The organism is Lachnoclostridium edouardi, from assembly GCF_900240245.1.
GTDB classification, from domain to species: Bacteria; Bacillota; Clostridia; order Lachnospirales; family Lachnospiraceae; genus Lachnoclostridium_A; species Lachnoclostridium_A edouardi.
This window is the reverse complement of record NZ_OESQ01000001.1, coordinates 2,520,092-2,537,287: the sequence shown is the minus strand read 5'-3', so window position 1 is coordinate 2,537,287 and position 17,196 is coordinate 2,520,092. Positions and strand designations below refer to the sequence as shown.

Annotated in this window: 17 protein-coding genes and 2 tRNA genes; 1 reads left to right on the top strand and 18 read right to left on the bottom strand. The window is 41.9% G+C overall.

The window, feature by feature from the left end:
• Positions 1-3: 3 nt before the first annotated feature.
• From pstA to C1A07_RS11970, 13 genes are all read right to left on the bottom strand, one after another.
• Positions 4-873, bottom strand: a complete 870-nt coding sequence (pstA, locus tag C1A07_RS12030) for a phosphate ABC transporter permease PstA (RefSeq protein ID WP_101877314.1) — start codon at positions 871-873, stop codon at positions 4-6.
• Entirely contained in the window at positions 866-1,801 is a 936-nt protein-coding gene (gene pstC / locus C1A07_RS12025; protein ID WP_101877313.1) for a phosphate ABC transporter permease subunit PstC, read from the bottom strand. The genes pstA and pstC overlap by 8 nt, the downstream gene beginning before the upstream one ends.
• Before the next feature lie 94 nt (positions 1,802-1,895).
• Positions 1,896-2,816: a phosphate ABC transporter substrate-binding protein gene (locus tag C1A07_RS12020; protein ID WP_101877312.1), complete on the bottom strand. Its 921-nt coding sequence runs from the start codon at positions 2,814-2,816 to the stop codon at positions 1,896-1,898.
• 258 nt (positions 2,817-3,074) lie between these two features.
• A complete protein-coding gene (locus tag C1A07_RS12015) occupies positions 3,075-4,394 on the bottom strand; it encodes a S41 family peptidase (protein WP_101877311.1) in 1,320 nt (439 codons plus the stop codon).
• A gap of 19 nt (positions 4,395-4,413) precedes the next feature.
• Positions 4,414-5,622: a murein hydrolase activator EnvC family protein gene (locus C1A07_RS12010; protein WP_101877310.1), complete on the bottom strand. Its 1,209-nt coding sequence runs from the start codon at positions 5,620-5,622 to the stop codon at positions 4,414-4,416.
• A gap of 12 nt (positions 5,623-5,634) precedes the next feature.
• Positions 5,635-6,552: a permease-like cell division protein FtsX gene (locus C1A07_RS12005; protein ID WP_101877309.1), complete on the bottom strand. Its 918-nt coding sequence runs from the start codon at positions 6,550-6,552 to the stop codon at positions 5,635-5,637.
• Positions 6,542-7,228 (bottom strand): cell division ATP-binding protein FtsE, encoded by a 687-nt coding sequence (ftsE, locus tag C1A07_RS12000; RefSeq protein ID WP_101877308.1) that lies wholly within the window; start codon positions 7,226-7,228, stop codon positions 6,542-6,544. Before ftsE ends, C1A07_RS12005 begins: the two co-directional genes overlap by 11 nt.
• 17 nt (positions 7,229-7,245) lie before the next feature.
• Positions 7,246-8,334: a PucR family transcriptional regulator gene (locus C1A07_RS11995; RefSeq protein WP_101877307.1), complete on the bottom strand. Its 1,089-nt coding sequence runs from the start codon at positions 8,332-8,334 to the stop codon at positions 7,246-7,248.
• A gap of 123 nt (positions 8,335-8,457) precedes the next feature.
• Complete coding sequence (locus tag C1A07_RS11990; protein WP_101877306.1) at positions 8,458-9,549, bottom strand: ABC transporter ATP-binding protein; 1,092 nt, start codon at positions 9,547-9,549, stop codon at positions 8,458-8,460.
• 177 nt (positions 9,550-9,726) lie between these two features.
• Positions 9,727-10,575 (bottom strand): YitT family protein, encoded by an 849-nt coding sequence (locus tag C1A07_RS11985; RefSeq protein ID WP_101877305.1) that lies wholly within the window; start codon positions 10,573-10,575, stop codon positions 9,727-9,729.
• 81 nt (positions 10,576-10,656) lie between these two features.
• On the bottom strand, positions 10,657-11,247 hold the full coding sequence (locus C1A07_RS11980) for a class I SAM-dependent methyltransferase (protein ID WP_101877304.1): 591 nt from the start codon (positions 11,245-11,247) through the stop codon (positions 10,657-10,659).
• 10 nt (positions 11,248-11,257) lie between these two features.
• Positions 11,258-12,091 (bottom strand): CvfB family protein, encoded by an 834-nt coding sequence (locus tag C1A07_RS11975; protein WP_101877303.1) that lies wholly within the window; start codon positions 12,089-12,091, stop codon positions 11,258-11,260.
• 2 nt (positions 12,092-12,093) lie between these two features.
• Entirely contained in the window at positions 12,094-12,816 is a 723-nt protein-coding gene (locus C1A07_RS11970; protein WP_101877302.1) for an acyl-[acyl-carrier-protein] thioesterase, read from the bottom strand.
• Positions 12,817-13,002: 186 nt separating this feature from the next.
• On the opposite strand from C1A07_RS11970, the gene C1A07_RS11965 reads away from it, so the two are divergent.
• Positions 13,003-14,013, top strand: coding sequence for a nucleoid-associated protein (locus tag C1A07_RS11965; protein WP_101877301.1), 1,011 nt, complete (start codon positions 13,003-13,005; stop codon positions 14,011-14,013).
• A 51-nt stretch (positions 14,014-14,064) separates the two neighbouring features.
• On the opposite strand, the gene C1A07_RS11960 is transcribed toward C1A07_RS11965, so the two are convergent.
• From C1A07_RS11960 to C1A07_RS11940, 5 genes are all read right to left on the bottom strand, one after another.
• Positions 14,065-14,137, bottom strand: a tRNA-Gln gene (locus C1A07_RS11960).
• 72 nt (positions 14,138-14,209) lie between these two features.
• Entirely contained in the window at positions 14,210-14,917 is a 708-nt protein-coding gene (locus C1A07_RS11955) for a nuclease-related domain-containing protein (protein WP_101877300.1), read from the bottom strand.
• 96 nt (positions 14,918-15,013) lie between these two features.
• Positions 15,014-15,085 (bottom strand) — tRNA-Gln (locus C1A07_RS11950).
• A gap of 54 nt (positions 15,086-15,139) precedes the next feature.
• Complete coding sequence (locus C1A07_RS11945; protein ID WP_408609817.1) at positions 15,140-16,639, bottom strand: anti-sigma-I factor RsgI family protein; 1,500 nt, start codon at positions 16,637-16,639, stop codon at positions 15,140-15,142.
• Positions 16,636-17,190, bottom strand: coding sequence for an RNA polymerase sigma factor (locus tag C1A07_RS11940; RefSeq protein ID WP_408609823.1), 555 nt, complete (start codon positions 17,188-17,190; stop codon positions 16,636-16,638). Before C1A07_RS11940 ends, C1A07_RS11945 begins: the two co-directional genes overlap by 4 nt.
• Positions 17,191-17,196 lie beyond the last annotated feature (6 nt).

The following is a 17,196-nucleotide window of genomic DNA, read 5'->3' as shown; positions in this document are numbered from 1 at the left end:
CAATTATTTTAGCTTTGTCACATCAAATTTTCCTGTAAGGTACTTAGTTAAAAAGTTAATAGCCAGCACAATTACTAACAGTACAACGGCAATGCCGAATGCCTGGTCATATTTTGCTTTTTGCATGGACAAATAAAGCTGGATGGTCAAGGTTCCGCTGGACTCAAATATCTTTGTAAACAGATTCTTAGGCAGAAGGAAACCGCTTCCTGCAGTAAACAGTAAAGCTGCAGACTCTCCTACAATACGTCCTATAGAAAGAATAACTCCTGTAAGGATTCCCGGCGCCGCGCTGGGAAGTAAAATAGTGCGGATCATATACCACTTAGTAGCGCCGATTCCCAGGGCCCCGGAGCGGTAGCTGTCCGGCACTGTTTTTAATGCCTCCTGAGTGTTTCTGGTAATTAAAGGCAGAACCATTAAAGTCAAGGTAAAGGAACCTGTTAAAATAGAATACCCCAGCTTTAATGTTACCCCGAAAAATACCATGCCAAAAAGTCCGAAAATAATAGAAGGAATACCTGACAAAATTTCTGTGGTAAATTCAATAATTCTTACCAGCTTTCCCGGCTTTGCATATTCGTTTAAATAAATTGCAGAACCAATACCTACAGGGGTGGCGATCACCAAAGTAATCACAATAATATACAAAGTATTTATAATATTTCCTAAAATACCGAACGTACCTTTTCTGGCGCTGGGCACTGTTGTAAGAAACTCTAATGAAATCTGAGGAATTCCCCTGACAAATACATACCCCATAATTCCCACCAGAATAATAATGGCAATAGACGCCGCGCCGTAAATTAACGCCTTTAAAATCTGATCTGAAACCCGGGTTCTTTTATTACAGATGCTGTAGCTGTTATTCATCGCCTTCTCCTCCTCTCTGGAAGATTCTTGTAAGTACAACATTAATGAACATAATAAACGCAAACAGCACAAGTCCGATTGTAAACAGCACCTCCCTGTGCAGGCCCTGGGAATAAGACATTTCCGCTACAATAGCTGTTGTCAGGAAACGCACAGAATTAAATGGAAGAGGAATGTTAACCGAGCTTCCTGATACAAGGCTGATAGCCATGGCCTCTCCAATGGCCCTGCCGCAGCCTAAAACAATGGCAGTTACAATGCCGGATTTTGCAGCCGGAAGAATCACCTTAAAAATCGTTTGAATATGTGTGGCTCCTAAAGCCAAAGAGGAGCTTTTATAATGTTTTGGAACTGCTCTTAAAGCAGATTCACTAATATTAATTACAGTGGGAAGTATCATTAAAGCCAGCACCAAAACTGCCGAGATCAGATTGGCGCCTCCTGTAAATTGGTGGGTAGTAGAGCCGGCAAAAATTTTCAGCTCTAATTTATACATAAGAGGATTCAGAATTAAAATACCTAATAAACCATAGATAACAGAAGGAATGCCTGCTAACAGCTCCACTGCAGGCCGTACAACGCTGGCTAACCTTGCAGGAGCTACCTCAGCCAGAAAAATTGCAGTAAATACGCCAATAGGCACGCCGATTAAAATTGCCAAAAATGTTCCCACTATGGAGGTTAAAATTACATACAAGATACCAAACATAGGAGGATTGCCTGTAGGCTTCCAAATAGGTCCAAACAGGATATCCAGAATTCCCACCTTAAATAAAGCAGGGGTTCCGCTGATAATCATATATACGGTAATGGAGAATACAGCCAGCACAGCAAGACAGGCACAAGCTGTAAAAATAACCTCCGCTCCTTTTTCTACCATAGATTTATTTTTTCTGTTTCCCACTATGGAAAAACTTTTTTCGTGCATAACAATCTCCTTTTGCATTAAAATGAGGACGGCGCAAAATGGATTAGTTTTTCTTTCCTTTTGCGACGCCCTCCATTTTCTTCAGAAGCACCTTTTATTTTGTAGTAATAAGACCTACTGACTGAATCAGTTCATCACCTTCAGCAGAATATACATAATCAAACAGTGCTTTTACTAAATCGCTCTGCTGGTCGATTTCTCCGTTAGTAACCATTACAAATGGACGGCTCAGGAAGTAATCGCCAGATTTAATGTTAGCTTCGTTTGCCTCAACTCCGTCTAAAGTAAATGCTTTTACTGTATCGTCTAAAACATCCAGAGAAACGTATCCAATGGAACCTGGTGTGGAAGCTACCTTAGCCATAACAGCGCCTGTAGAATCCAGCTCGTTGGCATACTTGCAAGCGTCCTCCAGTCCTAAGATCTCCTCAAAAGCTCCTCTTGTACCTGAACCTGCCTCACGGCCGATTACAACGATTGGCTGGTCAGCTCCGCCAAGATCTTTCCAGTTTACAATGTTTCCGCTGTAAATATCGCTTAACTGATCCTTTGTCAGATCTGCTACTGTATTACTTGGATCTGTTACAACTGCAATGCCGTCGATGGCTACAATATTTTCAGCTGCTCCCTTCTCCTTTTCCTCATCCTTTAAGCTTCTGGAAGCATTACCAATATCGCACTGGCCTGCTAAAACTGCCTCAATTCCTGCAGAAGATCCTGTAAATTCAGCCTGTACAGTTACATCTGGATATTTCTCCATAAATGCTTCTGCTAAAGCGTTGGAAAACTTCTCCATGGAAGTAGAACCTGCTAAGGTAATAGAGCCATTTAAATCAGTGGCCTCTGCCTCTGTTTCTCCCTCTGTAGTATCTGCTGCAGCCTCAGATCCTGCTGTCTCAGAGCTTGCTGCTGTTGTTGTTTCATCTGTTGTGTTGGAACCGCAGGCTGTCATCATACCCATAGTCAACACTGCCGCTCCTAAAACTGCTGCTGCCTTCATAAACTGTTTTCTCATAATCTAATCCTCTTTTCTTTTTTACCTTGTTTCTATTTTTCCTCAAGCAATTTTTACCTCTGCTTGATTACAGGGCAAGTATAAAATACATAGGCTTTGTAAACTATCACATTTATGTATAATGTTTGTAAAATCTCGGTAAAATATCCCTCTGATTCTAAAAAAACCAGTATTTAAAGGAAAAAAAGAAAGAGAGAGGCCATTGTATTTACAAAAACTTTACAATGACTTCTCTCTATTTTACATTTGATTTTACTTTTATGACTGCCCATTTAAGGTTTCTATAGCCTTCTGAACCTGGTTATCCTCCTCCAGAGAAAACGAGCCTTTTTTAATCAGCTCCTCATCCAGCTCTACCTCCACATCCGGCTCCAGGCCCTTGCCGTGAAGATCAAAACCATTAGGAGTAAAGTAATGGGCCACTGTAACCTTTACAGCAGAACCGTCGGCAAGTGGAAATACATTCTGCACAATTCCTTTTCCAAAGGTAGTTGTGCCTACTAATACCGCCTTGTCATAATCTCTTAATGCTCCTGCCAAAACCTCGGAAGCGCTGGCAGAATTCTCATTTACCAATATAGCTATAGGTATATTCATTTCATGCTCATCCAACACCGGATAGTCTCTGAACTGCTCCTGCCTGCTGCTGTCCACCCTTAGCTTTTTATCCTTTGTTAAATATTCGTCTGTCCCGCCGTCTTTATATTTTGTGGAGACAATGGTGCCTTCAGGCAGAATATAAGCCGCAATGCTGACTGCGCTGTCTAAAACTCCTCCAGGGTTGCTGCGCACGTCAATAATCATCTGCTTCATGCCCTGGCTTTCTAAATCCTCCACTGCCTGAATAAACTGGGCGGCAGTTACCTCCTCAAACTGAGTAATCAGCACATATCCTGTTTGATCTGCCAGCATACTGTGTTCTACTGTAGGAACCTCAATATTTCTTCTTTCCATAGTCAGGTCCACATATTCTCCCTGGGACGCCCTGTAAACATTTACAGTAACCTGGCTGCCCTCGTCGCCTTTAATATGCTCTTTCACAACCAGATCTAATTCCATAGCAGTAATGTCTTCGCCGTTTACCTTATTTAACACGTCCCCTGGCAGCATTCCGGCTTCCGCCGCAGGGCTGCCCTCAAACACTCTGACAACTGTCATCAGACCTGTTTTTAAGTCCTGGCTGATCATAGCGCCAATGCCGCAGTATACTCCCGAGGTGTCCTCCATTAGAATATTAAACTCCTCCGGGGTGTAGTATGTGCTGTAGGGATCTCCCAGGCCATCCATCAGACCTTTATATATTCCGTTTTCCATCTGTTCTAAATCCTGGTCAAAAAGAAATGTCTCTGAAACCAAACCTTCCAGAAGCTGCAGCTTTCCGTCGATCTTTTTATAATCCAGCTTCTGACCATCCTCATCGCCTGAACCTGCCTCCACCATTTCTGTATTAACAGGAGGCATTACCTTTCTTCCAAACATCATCATGCCGGAAGCTGCTCCAATCACTACAAGGCCGGCAAAGGCTGTCACAAGGGCGCCGACCAGGACTCCCTTCCAAAATCTGCTTTTACTATCCAAAATAACTCCTATCCGTCCGCTATGGACTTACATAATTCAGCGGATTTACATACGTTCCGCCTGTGCGGACTCCAAAATGCAGGTGCGGCCCTGTAGAATAACCAGTGGAACCTACCTTGGCAATTACCTGGCCCTGTTTTACCTGCTCTCCCACAGAAGCCAAAAGCTGTGAACAGTGCATATACACTGTGTAAACGCCGCCGCCATGGTTTATCATAATATAATTACCAGCTGAATAGCTGTATGTAGAGATAATTACCTCCCCGGAAGCCGCCGCCAGAATATCAGCCCCTGTAGAAGCCCCAATATCCACGCCTTTGTGGTTAGAAGAAGCTCCCTCTGTGGGAGACTCCCGGTCTCCAAAATTAGAGGTGATGCGGCTGCTGGACGGACAGGGCCATATAAAGCTAATATCTCCAATATTTACTGTATTATACTTTTTTCCCTCTGATTCCGCTTTTTTTCTGGCTTCCTCTTCTTTTCTCTTAATTTCCGCCTCTATCTGCTTAATTTTATCTTCCTGAGCCTTAATGTCCTTTTCGTACTCAGAGATCTGTGATTCTGCTGAAGAAATCTGGCTTTCATAATTTTTCAGCTCTGCGCTTTTTTCATTTACCAGCTTTTCCACAGAATCCTGTTTTGCCTTTGTGGACTCCTGCATTCCTAACAGCTCTTCTCTTTCATATTGAAGCTCTGCCTCTCTTTTCTCCACCATATCCTTAGTCTCTGCATATTCCTGAAGCTTTTCCCGGTCATAAGCGGCAATCTTGGAAACATATTCTGCCCTGCTCATAAATTCTGTAAGACTTCCCGAGGCCATAATCACATCTGCAAAGCTGGTATTTCCTCTCTCATACATATATTTAATCCGCAGTTTCATAGAAGCATACTGATTTGCCTCCACCTGCTTTGCTTCCTCCAGCTGGGCTTTGGTTGCGGAAATATCTGCCTCCTTAGCGGCAATCTGTTTCTCTAAATCAGACAGCTCCTGGCTCAGCGCTTCCAAATTGCTGTCCAGCTGCTTTACATAGGCTGCAGTATCGCTTTTCAGCCCCTCCAGATTCTTTAAGGCGTCCTCCACCTTTTTCTTCTCCTCCTCCAGAGTAGACTTTTTCTTCTCCTCCTCCTGCACCTCTGTTTTAGTTCCATAGACAGGAAACGCCCCCAGAGGAACTGCTGTCAAAATAGCCAAGGCCAGCATCGCCGTCCTCCATCTTTTTCCCTTCATCAGCCTGCCCTCCTATACCTTTAAATGCTTTCTGATTGTAAAGAAGCTGACAAAAAATCCGATTCCCAGACCAAGGCCTAAGGCCACTGCCGCCATGGAGGGAAAAATCTGTTCAATAGGAAGAATATAAAAAATTCCCCCTTCTCCCACAAACAGGCCAAAGTTCTCCGCCGCATACACTGCCGCCTTTTTATATAAAACATACATGCTTCCCAGGGGAACCAAAGCTCCCGCCAGTCCTAACAGCAGCCCCTCCACCACAAAGGGGGCCCGAATCATAAAATTAGTGGCCCCAATCAGCCGCATAATTTCATTTTCGCTTTTTCTGAAAGCAGATGTAACAGAAATAGTATTGCTGATTAAAAATATTGCCACTGCCAGCAGAATTCCAATAATCACAGCTGATAACGCTCCAATCAGCCGGTTAATATTAGTAAATTTTGCCACAATCTCACTGGAATAAATTACATCCCTGACTCCCTGCAGACTTTCTAAATACTGCACAATAGACACCTGGTCCGTAATATCATTTAAATACAAAGTATAAGAGGAAGAACCTGCCAATGGATTGTCCTGGGCAAATCCCTCTGCCAGTTCCTCCATACCCTCAAAATAATCGGCCTTAAAGCTTTCCCAGGCCTCCTCCTCTGAAGTAAACACCATATCCCGAATTTCAGGCCTGGCTTCTATTTCCTGCCCTATAGACTTAATTTCCTCCTCAGTTAAAGCCTCGTCAAAAAATACTGTAATCCCCACCTGCTCCTCCGCAGAATGGGTAATATTTCTCACATTTGCAATTAGTGAGAAAAAGAGGCAAAACAAAAAAATACATGCAGAAATCGTAGCCACAGAGGCCAGGGAGAATAAAACGTTTCTGCATATATTTGAAATTCCTTGTTTCAGGCAATACCAAAATGTGCTAATTCTCATAAGTCAGCCCGCCTTTTTTTGTATCACTGGCCACAGTCCCCTTATCCATGGTAATCACACGTTTCTTCATTCTTTTAACAATCTCCTGACTGTGAGTCACCACAATGACCATAGTTCCTCTGGCGTTAATCTCTTCCAAAAGCCGCATAATCTCTTCTGCATTCTGAGCGTCCAGATTTCCTGTAGGCTCATCTGCCAGCAGAATTTCAGGATCATTGACAAGAGCTCTGGCAATAGCCACTCTCTGCTGCTCGCCGCCGGAAAGCTGATGGGGATAAAACTTGTATTTGGAAGAAAGTCCAACCATCTGCAGAATCTCAGGCACAGAAGATTTAATCTTTCTGGGAGATACGCCGATAACTCTCTGGGCAAAAGCCACGTTTTCAAATACAGTTTTATTTTTCAACAGGCGGAAATCCTGAAAGACTACGCCCAGACGCCTGCGGTATTTGGGCACGTAGCGCCTGGGCATTCTTGTCAAAATAAAATCATTAACAGTTATTTTCCCGTAAGTAGGTTCTGTTTCCTTCAGAAGCAGTTTAATAAGCGTAGATTTTCCGGAACCGCTGCGCCCCACAATAAAAACAAATTCTCCATCCTCGATCTTAATGTTTACATTGCGCAGCGCCTTATTTCCGGCTTTGTAAGTCTTGCTCACGTTGCTTAATTCTATCATTTTAACCTCTGCCTGTTTTAATAATCCAGGCTTTCCATATACTTCATGTACTTCACAACCATTAGGGCAATCTTGAATGTAATCGCGTCCTCAAACACCCTTAAATCCAATCCTGTGCTCTTCTGCAGCTTATCCAGCCTGTAAACTAAAGTATTTCTGTGAATATACAGCTGTCTGGATGTCTCAGATACATTCAGGCTGTTCTCAAAAAACTTATTTATGGTTGTCAAAGTCTCCTCGTCAAACTCATCCGGTGACTTTCCGTCGAAAATTTCTTTTATAAACATCCGGCAGAGAGGCAGTGGCAGCTGATAAATCAAACGGCCGATTCCCAGATTGCTGTATGCCACCACATTCTTATTGCTGTAGAATATTTTTCCAACATCTAAAGCCATCTTGGCTTCCTTATAGGATCTGGATACGTCCTTAATCTCGTTGACAATAGTTCCGAAAGCCACGTGAACCTTTGTCATTGCCTCTGTATTCAGCATATCCAAAATAGTATTGGCCGTCTTTTCCAGATCTTCGTATGTCTCTCCCTGCTTTACCTCTTTGACCAGAATAATGTTTTTCTCGTCCACAGCAGTTACAAAATCCTTAGTCTTAGTGGCAAACAGGCTTCTTACTGTCTCTAAGGCGTTAGAATCCTTGTCATGCTTTGTCTCAATAATAAAGACAACTCTCCGTACATTAGTTTCAATATGAAGCTTCTTGGCTCTGTTGTAAATGTCCACCAGAAGCAGATTGTCCAGAAGCAGATTTTTTATGAAATTATCCTTGTCAAAACGCTCTTTGTATGCAACCAGAAGGTTCTGGATCTGGAAAACAACCAGCTTTCCTACCATATACACATCATCGCTGCTTCCCTTTGCCAACAATATATATTCCAACTGCTGCTCATCCAGCACCTTAAAAAACTGGTACCCCTGAATTACCTGGCTATCTGCCGGAGAATCTACAAACGCAAGAATGGAGCTTTCGTACTCTTCAGCTTCCGAAAATGTGGAAGCCAAAACCTTCCCCTCTGTATCACAGATACAGAAATCAATTCGTGTAATTCCCTTCAACCCTTCAATAGTTGTTTGAAGTATTTGATTTGAAATCATCGCCGCACTCTCCTTTTTTGTAAATTTACCCTGATTTTATATTAATGCAAAAAGCAAAAAAAAGCAAGCAGGTATTGTTCCTGCTTGCAGAATAATTTACAAAGCAATTCCTATTTTTTCCTTTTAAATTATGGATTTTCCCGTGTCCGCGGCAAATATATGAATTTTATTCATATTAATTGCCAGCCTGGCTATATCTCCTGTTCTGGCTGTTTTTCCTTCTGTATCCAGAGCCGTCCACATAGCGTCATCCACTTTAAATTGAATCACAATGCCGTTTTCTCTTTCCTCATACAGCTCTGTCTGTACTTCTATCACATTTTCCTGCTGCTTATCAGCCAGACAGATATCCTGGGCGCGAACCCCTAAATAAACGCTCTTTCCTACATTTTCCTGTAGGGCCAAAGCCGCCCTTTCATCTAAAGTCAGCTTATGTCCGTCAAAGGAAAGAATTACTTTTCCATTTACTTCTTCCACCTGAGCCGCCGCCATATTCATGCGAATGTCTCCTATAAATCTGGCTACAAACTGATTGGCCGGCTGATCGTACAGCTCTTTTGGAGTTCCTGACTGTTGAACTGAGCCTTCGTTCAGCACTACGATCTTAGTTCCCATTGCCATAGCCCGTCCCTGATCCTGAGTGGCATAAATAAATGGAATGTTTAAGCCATTGTACAGAACGTTCATTTTCTCTAATATAAAATCTTTCCATTGGTCAGAAATTTTCACTAAAGGATCGTCCATTAAAAGCACCTTAGGCTGTCTTACAATGGCTCTTGCAACTACTACCTGCAGTTCCTGACATTGATCCAGACTTTCCGGCCTTTTGTTGAGAATCTGTGTGATTTTCATAGTCTCAGCAGTTTCTCTTACCCGCCTGTCCACTTCCTCCTGAGGAATATTCTCCATTTTTAATGCAAAAGCAATATTTTCGTATACATTCATATTAGGATATAATGTATAATTTTGAAAGATCATGGCAACATGCCTGTCCTTTGGCTCTTTTCCATTAACCAGGACTCCGTCTATATAGATTTCCCCTGATGTAGGTTCCTCTAAGCCGGCTAGCATTCTGACTATTAGGGACTTACCGCACTCTGCCGGTCCCGCCAGAACTACAAATTCCTTTTCCTCAATATTTAAATTAAAATCCTTTACTGCCATATGACTGTTTGGGCACTTTTTATTAATACTTACTAATGATAACGCCGACATAATTTTTGTGTCCTCCCCGGAATTCTATTGCTAACATCATAGCATGAAGCGCAAATAATCTTCCATATCTCATTTAAACAAAATAATTTCTAAGGTTTTAGTTATTTTGTATATTATTAAAATATCCACCTCAAAATAACGAATATCCTTCATTTTTCTCTTTTGTTCCTGTATATTTTATATATCGTTTTCTAAAAAGCCTTCTCCAATAACCTCCCTGGCATCTCCAACAATTAAAAATGCATCTCTGTCTATGGAAGCTACAATTTCCTTTACTTCTACAATTTCCTTTTTAGAAACCACGCAAAATAAAACCTCTCTCTCATTTCCCGTGTACATTCCTCTGGCCTGAAGTCCAGTGACTCCGCGGCCCATTCTGTCCATAATCGCATCCGCAATTTCCTTGCTGCGATCTGACACAATATAAGCTGTTTTGGAAAAATGCAGTCCTTCAATTAGACCGTCGGAAATTTTTCCCAGGCAGACCACCGCAATGGCGGCGTAACACGCATACGTCAGACCGAACACAGAAGCTCCCGCCAGCACAATGGCTCCGTCCAGCACTGCCAGCACACGGGCAATAGAATAATGCTTCATTTTTATCTGTATTATGGCGGCCAGTGTATCTGTGCCCCCTGTAGTCGCATGACACAAAAGCAAAATTCCTGTTCCTATGCCTGTAATTACTCCGCCTACTACTGCAGTTAGTAACAGGTCGTCTGTAAATAAGGAGGCATCCGGCAGTATTCCTAAAAATACAGATAAGGCTGCTGTGGCCACCACTGTTCTTTTTACAAATTTCCAGCCTTTTATTTTTACAGAAAAAATAAAAAGGGGAATATTCATCACCGTATTAGTCACCCACAAGGGAACTCCCGCCTGATTTCTCAGAATAATGGCGATACCTGATACGCCTCCTGTTACCAGACCTGCCGGGTCATAAATATTTTTTATGGCAAAGCCTACAATAAACGATCCCAGCAAAATCAGCAGATAATCTGCCAAAGCTCCCTTTTTTACGGCCATTTTTGTACCCCCTTCTATGATGTAAAAAACAGGGGAGCTGCACAAAAGCTGTCCGCCTGTGTGAAACTTCCCCTGGTATACTTATTTCTTCCTTGCCAGCACATTCAGCCACTTTTCACTTCCATGGCTTGAACCCTGCCCTTTATCTTTTGTCTCCCAGATTTTCAACAGCTTGAATCTTCCGGACTCCTTGATTATTCTTTCCATTTCTGCCTCTTCATAGTCGCTAAAATACCGCTCTCCAGAAAATCCCTCAAATTCTCCTTTATGGAATGACATATATACTACGCCATTCTTTTTCAGAGCTTCTGCAATTCTGGTCAGCACATCCTGAATTTCATCCTTTGGAATATGAATCAGTGAAGCGCAGGCCCAGATGCCGTCAAATGCATCGTCAAACTCCATTTGGCGGAAATCCATATGCAGCACTTCCATGTCTGTATGTATTTCAGCCAGCTTGCACATCTCCTCAGAACCGTCCAGAGGAGTAACGTCAAATCCTCTTTCATAAAAGGTCACAGTGTCCCTGCCGGAACCGCAGCCCAGATCCAGAATCGCGTCGCCTTCCTCCAGGCACTCCAGAAACGTCTCCATAATATCGCTCATATCCTGCTCTACTGTATCTTCAAAAATGTTTGAAGCGTACTTATTATAATAATCTAACGAGTCCAAAATGATCCTCCTATACTTTCTCTATGGTCTTCTCCGTGATTTTTACTTTGCCTTCCTTTAGCAAATGGCCGACAGCTCTTTTAAATGCGTTTTTACTCAGATTAAATTCATTTTTAATTATATCAGAAGAAACTCTGTCGTTAAAGGGCAATATTCCTTTATATTCTTCCAATCTGTTCATAATTAAATCTGAGTCTGTGTTAATCTGCACATAAGACTTATCTCTTGGGCTGAGATCCAGCTTTCCGTCGTCTCTTACCTTAATAACTCTGGCCTCAATAATCTCTCCCTCACGATATCTGCAGAACATTTCCCTTTTTGGTATTAAGCCGTAATAGCGGTTGTCTACTGCTACAAAGGCTCCCAGATTTTCATTAATCTCATAAATGGTGCCCTTTACCCAATCATCCTTCTGATAAGGCGCTTCGTTGCTCATATAAGTGTAAACTCTCATAGTTGCAGCTAAACGTCTGCTCTTATCAATATAAAGAGCTACCAGGCATTTTTCACCAGCCTCTACTTTGTGGTTCTGTTCTTTAAATGGCAGCAATAAATCCTTTTCCAGTCCCATATCCAGAAAAGCACCAATTTTTGCCACATCCTTGACTTCCAGGATTCCAACTTCACCTACCTGTAATTTAGGGGTGCCTGTTGTGGCAATCAGACGGTCCTCCGAATCTTTGTAGATAAAAACACTTAATTTATCTCCAATCTTTGTTCCCTGCGGCACCTGTTTTTTGGGAAGAAGAATACTTTCCTCACTATTGACTTCTTCCCCAACATACACGCCGAAATTTTTAATCCGTAAGACCTCTAGAATCTGTACTTTTCCTAACTCTATCATACTTATCCTTTCTGTTTCTGCGCACCAAACCAGACAACAGCGTATATCTCATTTCCTCCCATAAGGATTACAACATAGCCTTCTTCTGTTTTACTGATTCTGGACGAAATGGTATCTCCCAGCACTGCAGCTTTTTTATATTCAATCCGTATTTCAACAATATGAAAACCGTCCGGCAGAAACTCCCTTGCAATTTCAATATACTGGGCGTTATTAACATGGTGGTTCGTATCTATATGGTGTTTGCAGACCAGAACTGGTTCTCCGGTCTGAAATTCTTTTGGTATTTCGATTCTCCTTGGGGCATAATTCATTTTCAGACGCTTTGCGCCCATACTTCCGTACCCCCGGACGTCATCTTCTGTTACCTTCACCGGACGACCTGCCGCCGTATCGAAGAAAAACCAGATGGAATTGGCTCGTACTAGAAAATTTCCTGACTTATCCTGAATTGTAAAATTCCTGTAGCCATATATCCCTTTAAAATCATAGGGCCAGGTACCTATCGTTATCTCCTCCCCCAATCCAGGGTACCTGTCGATGATAATTTGCCAGGAAGACAGCCACCATGCCCGGTTTTGGGATTTCAGATAATCTACGCCCAGCCCCAAATCCTCTGATTGGAAGGTTGAACAATCTTGCAGGTAATTCACAATTCCCGTAACCGACAACATGCCGTTTTCATCCGTTTCGCTATAACGAACGCGGCTGTCAAATGTGTACATAAAGGTTATTTTCCTTTCATTTATAAAGTTTGCCAGACTATAGTATATAGCTTTTTACAGAAATTGTCTAGTGGAACCCTTCATTATATCTGGAAAAAAAACAATTCTTTTATAAATATTGATTATCAGTCTATTTTTTTATATACTTAGCCTAATTGATACACAATATTGTGAAGGAGATTTGTTATGCTGAAAGACGATATGATTATGAAAGCCGGCATTATACATATACTGGATTCTTCTATGGCCATGCCTGTACTGTCTGATTATCCCATTGATTTAGGTTCTGATTTATGTGATTTTTTAAAAGCCCATATTGAAAAATTTACTGAAAGCGACGATATAAAAAACTGCCAATTTTCAGATTCATCTGATATTATGCCAATCATCCGCGATTGTACTCCTGAAAATTTTGTTGACAGCAGTAAGCTGTTGTGTGAAAAATTATTTCAGATTATGAATTCCAACATAGACATTCCCCCGGCTGATGTAGCCGTTATGGTGTTCAGCGTAAAAAGCTGCGATTACTTAGCTATTTTAAAGCTAAACTATAGAACTTCCTATACACACACCACCAGACAGCTGGAAAACGGCAACAGCAATGAAATTATTCTGCATAAATCCCTTCTCCCCACTCAGGGACAAAAGCTTTCTGAGGCATGTGTGGTAGATCTTTCCACCGGGGAGGTGATGCTGACTGAAAAGAAGTATGAGGTCAACGGGGAAAAACGCCTTTATTTTTCCGAGCTTTATCTTCAATGCCACGCTCCTTTATCCCAAAAATCTAAATTAGACATTGTGACAAAGGCAGTGGAACAGATCAATGATAAATATTACGGAAAAGACGACGCTGAGCGGCGAATGGAGGTTAAAAATGTTATCTACCAGGAATTAGAGGAAAACGGAGCGCTTCAGGTTGAATCAATCGGCGAAAAGGTCTTTAAGGACAGCCTGGAAATGCAGGAGGCCTTTTCTGAAAAAATGGAAAAATATAATATGACAACGGAAGTCGTTGAGCCTAAAAGCCAGCGCACCATTAAAAAATTCCAGAAACAGCATCTCACCACTGAAACCGGAATTGAAATTACAATTCCAATGGAAGAATATCAAAACCCAGACCGGGTGGAGTTCATCACAAATTCTGACGGCACTATATCTGTTTTAATTAAAAATATCGGCCGGTTAGACTCAAAATAAAAAAAGTCCCAAACTCCTTGATTTTACAAGGAGTTTGAGCCCTTTTCCTCGCTGGGCTACAAGGATTCGAACCTTGAAAATGACGGAGTCAGAGTCCGTTGCCTTACCATTTGGCGATAGCCCATCAACAACAGTTGCCATTATAATACAGGGAATTTATTTCGTCAAGTATTTTTTCAATTTTTTCTGCAATTTTTCATAAACACTTTTTTTTCTTTTCCACCTGCCTTTTATGTCCGGCTTTTACCCATCGAAAAATATGGGACTGAGTTCTTAGATTTTCATAAATTTCATCTATCTGCTCCTCAGTAAAAACCTTGGGCAAAGGGCGAAGCTTTCTGTTAATTTTCCTGGCGGCTTTTCTGCTGTTGCACACCACAGCTTGATCCCGGCAGCCTTTTATTCTTTTTAACCTGGCCTGATCGTTAAAAATAATCACTGACAAATAAGGGGCCTGGGAATATTCCTTTCCCAAAAAGCCTTTCAGATTCCCAATATGACTTTCATTCTGAAAAATAGGATTATAGAAAGAAAATTTTCTCCCCGGCAGCACATGAGTCCACTGATACTTGTCTCCCCGCCCATAAATCCAGCCCTGATAATTTTTATTTTCAATTACCAGAATCCCTTTTTCATGGATTAAAATAATATCTGTCTCTGTACTTCCCTTCCCGTTCCTCTTAGGAATATAAGCGTTAAATATAAAACGCTTTTTTCCCTTAACCTTTTCTAAAGCCATTGAGGTCTCATATTCCCCTGCCGCTCCCTTATCTTCTTTCACCTTTTTTCTTTTATTTCCTGTTTCCAGATGATATCTGGACCTTCTGTATTTTCTAAAATTATATGTTTTTATATAAAACAGCAGCAAAATCAGCAAAATTGCCGCCCCAAACAGCTTCTCCATATAAATTTCCTTTTGAAGTTTTATTTTTTATTTTCTATGAAATAAAAAAAGTCCCAAATTCACTGCATATACAATGAATTCGAGGCTTTTTTACAGCTGGGCTACAAGGATTCGAACCTTGAAATGACGGAGTCAGAGTCCGTTGCCTTACCATTTGGCGATAGCCCATTACAACAGCAGAATTCATTATAGCGAAAAAAGCTCATTTGGTCAAGTACTTTTTCAATTATTCTCAGATATATTCTGAGATTCTATATTCTCTGTATTTTCCGGGCTGTGGGGCTCATCTGCCTCTGTCAAATCAGCTTTCGTCTCCTCTGTCTCTTTCTCAGTTTCCTCATTTTCTGAAGAAGGCTCCTGCTCCTTGCCGGACTCCTCCTCAGTCTCCTTTGCAGGTTCTGTTTCTAAAGTGCTCTCCTGACTGCTCTCCTCTGTGGTTTCCCCAGATGATTCTTCTGTAGACTCTTCCTCTGTGGTTTCCTCTTCTGTGGCAAAGTCTGAAATCACCGGAGTTTCAAAGGTGCCTGTCACATTCATAGGCTTTCCGCCATCCTTTTGACGGATTCCGCCTAAGGTAAATTTATATGTCTTTCCGCCGTCCAGGCCGTCTACCAGTACCTGACAATAGTCAGAATATGTTTCTTCAATAAGAGCGGCATAGCTTTCCCCGTTCTCTCCTCTGATGCTCACGGAAGCATCCTTCCATTTTACATTAGATGTAAAATATATAGTAAGAATATTATCTTCAAAATCCACAAAATCTATTTTTATTTTATTATCAGCGCCTTCTTCCACCTCAGTTTCCGGTTCTGTAGCTGCAGTTGTTTCCTGAACAGTGGCAGCGCTTGTTTCTTGGCTTTCCTCTGTGACTTCAGCAGAAGTGCTTTCTTCTGTGCTGGTTTCTGTCTCCTCAGTGCTGCTTTCTTCTGTAACAGGCTCATATTTTTCCGTCCGCTCCCCTAAATTGTAGGATTGCTCTGCAATATAAGCCGCAATTTCCTCCATAGTCATAGGCGCTAAAACATCCATATCCTCCATAGTCAGTTCTTCATTCTGACTGATCAGCTCATTTAAAAAATAAGCCTTTCCATAGGATACGCCGTACTCCTGAGCCAGCTGCTTTACTTCGTCCTTTTCAATTACCTGCTGGTCATATACTACTGCCTCCACCTGATTTTCCTGAAGAGACTGCTCTATATTTCCCACCACCTCAGAGCGGAGAACGTCGGCTTTGGAAATACTGTCGTTTGTGACTGTAACTAAAATAGCATTGTCCAAATCATCTAAAAATCCATTTGTGACCATAGAGCCAATAACAGCGTTTACCGCAATATTTAAGTCTACGCCCTTTAACTCCATGCCCTCCAGTATTTCTACTGCATCGTCATTTAAGGGAACTGCATTCAGCACCTTATTTTTTCTGTTAATAGACAGCTCCACGCTGGGGTTTACATCTATTCCAATAATTGAATCAATTTTTCCGTTTCTGTAAACATTGTATCCGGCGCCGCTTCCAATAATCACACATAAACATGCGGCGGCGGCAAGGCTCCAGTTTCTGAAACGTATTCTGGAATGCGCAGGGCTTTCCCTGTCATAACCTTCCAGTATGTTTTTCTCCTGAGGTGTCGTCAAATCAATCCTGGCAAGTACGTCAGGAGTCAGCCCATTTATGGCAGACTTCAGGTGTTGTTCAATTTCTTTCCGCTTCAATGGTCTCACTCCTTTCCAAGATAATTTTCTAACTTCTTCATAGCGCGGTTATATTTAGACAAAACAGTAGCCAAAGGCATACCAAGGCTGGCTGCAATCTCCCTGTGTTTCATTCCCGCGGAAGCATGAAGCAGCACAATCTGTCTTTCTTCTTCTTTTAATATCTGTAAAGCTGCCTGTAAAGCCAGCCTGTCAGCAACATTTTCCAGCTGAGGACAGAATTCTCCCATCTCGCCCTCTACTAAATCGTCCAGACCAATATCAGCCATATGCTTTTGGTCACGGAATTTCATATAACAAAGATTCCTGGCAATGGTAAACATCCATGCAAGAGGCTTCCCCTGAGCCTTGTATAAGGCCGCAGAAGTCCAAACCTTCAGATATACTTCCTGCATAAGCTCTTCTGCATCCTGAGGATTCTTTACAATAGACAATATAAAACTGTACATAGTTTTGTCAGTGTTTTGATATAAGTTTCTAAACGCCTCTTCGTCCCCAAGCCCTACCTTTAACAGCAGTTCTTCGTCTGTCTGTACTGCCGGCTTTTCTGCCTGGTTCATTAAAGC